This window comes from Mesorhizobium sp. M0816, from assembly GCF_040320005.1.
In the GTDB taxonomy this organism is placed as follows: domain Bacteria; phylum Pseudomonadota; class Alphaproteobacteria; order Rhizobiales; family Rhizobiaceae; genus Mesorhizobium.
On the sequence record NZ_JAMYOT010000116.1, the window covers coordinates 1 to 563 of the forward strand.

At 72.1% G+C, this 563-nt stretch carries 1 protein-coding gene; it reads left to right on the top strand.

Annotation, left to right across the window (positions count from 1 at the left end; genetic code table 11):
- Positions 1–563 (top strand): alpha-hydroxy-acid oxidizing protein (locus NKI17_RS36950; protein ID WP_352907964.1); only part of this gene is annotated, 563 nt, incomplete at both ends.

Below are 563 nucleotides of genomic sequence, written 5' to 3' on the forward strand. Positions count from 1 at the left end.
CATCTCAATCCGCTGCAGGAAGCGGTACAGCCGGAGGGCGACCGCGACTGGCGCGGCGTCCTGGCGCAGATCGCTCGCGCCGCGCGCAGCGTGGGCGTGCCGATCGTGGCCAAGGAAGTGGGGTCGGGCCTGTCCGCTTCGGTGGCCTGTGCGCTCGTCGATGCGGGCGTGGCGGTGATCGATGTCGCCGGCGCCGGCGGCACCAGTTGGGCCGCGGTGGAGGGCGAGCGGGCCCGCGATGCCGCCGACCGTGCAGTGGCGATGGCGTTCGCCGATTGGGGGATTCCGACCCCGGCCAGCGTGCAGGCGGTACGTCGGGCGCTGCCAAGGATGAAGCTGATCGCGTCGGGCGGGATCCGCGACGGCGTCGACTTGGCCAAGGCCATCCGCCTGGGCGCGGACATCGCCGGGCAGGCGGCCGGCGTGCTACGCGCGGCTACGATATCCACCGAGGCGGTTGTCGCGCATTTCGAGATCGTCATCCGCCAGTTGGCCGTCGCCTGCTTCTGCACCGGCTCGGCTGATCTGGCGGCGTTGCGTCAGGCGCGCTTGTTGCCCTCGGC